The organism is Nonomuraea sp. NPDC050451 (assembly GCF_044458585.1).
Genome location: NZ_JBITHZ010000107.1, coordinates 1 through 1750, shown reverse-complemented (window position 1 = coordinate 1750; position 1750 = coordinate 1). Strand labels below are relative to the sequence as shown.

1 protein-coding gene is annotated in these 1750 nt (G+C 69.2%); it reads left to right on the top strand.

Going from position 1 to position 1750, the window contains the following annotated elements:
- Positions 1-107 precede the first annotated feature (107 nt).
- Positions 108-1736, top strand: a complete 1629-nt coding sequence (locus ACIBI9_RS67820; RefSeq protein WP_397239673.1) for an IS4 family transposase — start codon at positions 108-110, stop codon at positions 1734-1736.
- The last annotated feature ends 14 nt before the right edge of the window (positions 1737-1750 follow it).

Below are 1750 nucleotides of genomic sequence, written 5' to 3'. Positions count from 1 at the left end.
CAAGGCCAGGTAGTTAAGGGGATTCGGTTCTTGTCAATCGGCTGAGGCGTGCAACGGACTCCTGTAGATCAGATGTCGGCGAAGATCATCTGAAGAGTGGAGTCCCGTTGCGGGATCAGTTTGTCATCCCCCGGATGGTGCGGGTGGCCGCGGGAATGTTCGCGCCGGGCCATCTGGGAGAGCTCACCCAGGTGGTGCCGTTCGAGCTGGTGGATGCAGTGCTGGCGGAGACGGGCCGGGTGCAGCACCGGCTCCGGGAGCTTCCCTCGCGAGTCGGGGTGTACTTCCTGCTGGCGATGTGCCTGTTCCCGGAGGTCGGCTACCGGCTGGTCTGGGACAAGATGACCAGCGCGCTGGCCGGGCTGCCCGCGGTTGCTTCGCCGACCGCCAAGGCGTTACGCGACCTGCGCCGCCGGGTGGGCGCTGCGCCGATGCGGGCGCTGTTCGAGGTGGTGTGCGGCCCGCTGGCCCAGCCGGTGACACCCGGGGTGCGGTTCGGCCGCTACCGGACAGTCTCCTTCGACGGCTGCAGCTCACTGAAGGTGCCCGATACCGGCCGGAACCGGGCCTGGCTCGATCGACTGGCCCATGGCGGCTATCCCCAGCTGGAGCTGATGACCCTGGTGGAGACCGGCACCCGGGCGATGATCGGCGCCGTCTTTGGGCCTACCGCCACGGGCGAGACCGAGTACGCCAAGCGGCTGCTGCACCTGCTGCGGCCGGACATGCTGGTGCTGTGGGACAAGGGCTTCGACGGCAACGACTTCCTCGCCGCGGTGACAGGCACCGGAGCCCAGATCCTGGGCCGGCTGCGCAGCAACCGCCGCGCGCCGATCCTGTCCCGCCTGGCCGACGGCTCCTACCTGTCCGTGATCGGCACGGTCAACCTGCGAATCATCGACGCGCAGATCACCGTGACCTGCGCCGACGGCACCGTCTTCACCGGCTCCTACCGGCTGGCCACCACCTTGACCGACCCCCGCCGCTACCCGGCCGACGCCCTGGTCAGCCTCTACCACCAGCGGTGGGAACACGAATCGGCGTACTACGCCCTGCGCCACACCCTCCTGCGCGGGCGAGTCCTGCGCTCCGGCGACCCGGCCGGCCTGCAGCAGGAGATGTGGGCGCTGCTCACGCTCTACCAGCTGCTACGCACCGTCATGGTCGACGCCGCCGAATCCCGGCCGGGCACCGACCCCGACCGCTGCTCCTTCACCATCGCCCTGCAAAGCGCCCGCGACCAGGTGATCCAAGCCGCCAGCGTGACATGCGACGACACGACCCCGGGCGCCGGGGTCATCGCCCGCGCCGTCCTGGCCGGACTGCTCCCGGCCCGCCGCCCGCGGGTGAGCACGCGGAAGGTCAAATCGCCCGTCTCCCGCTACAAAGAACGACTCGACGACGGCAGACCCGACCACAGCCGCACCGTCACCGGCCTGGTCATCACCCTCTTGCAACCCGTGCCCACGCCACCTGCCGTCTCCCGGGACGAGCGGCCCCTCGCCGCAGCCGAGCGCCGCAGACAACAACAGGTCCTGGCCCTACTCCACCAAGACCCCGGACGCTCCTGGCCGGCCCAGGACATCGCCCGCCACCTCGGCGATGTCACCCTCAACACCATGTACCGGCAACTGTCCCGCTGGGCCAGCAGCCAGCTCATCCGCAAGATCGGGCCAGGCATCTACACCGCCCAGCCAAATCCCTCAGTGCCCTTGCCAGCGGCCCAAAAGCCTTAACTACCTGGCCTTGG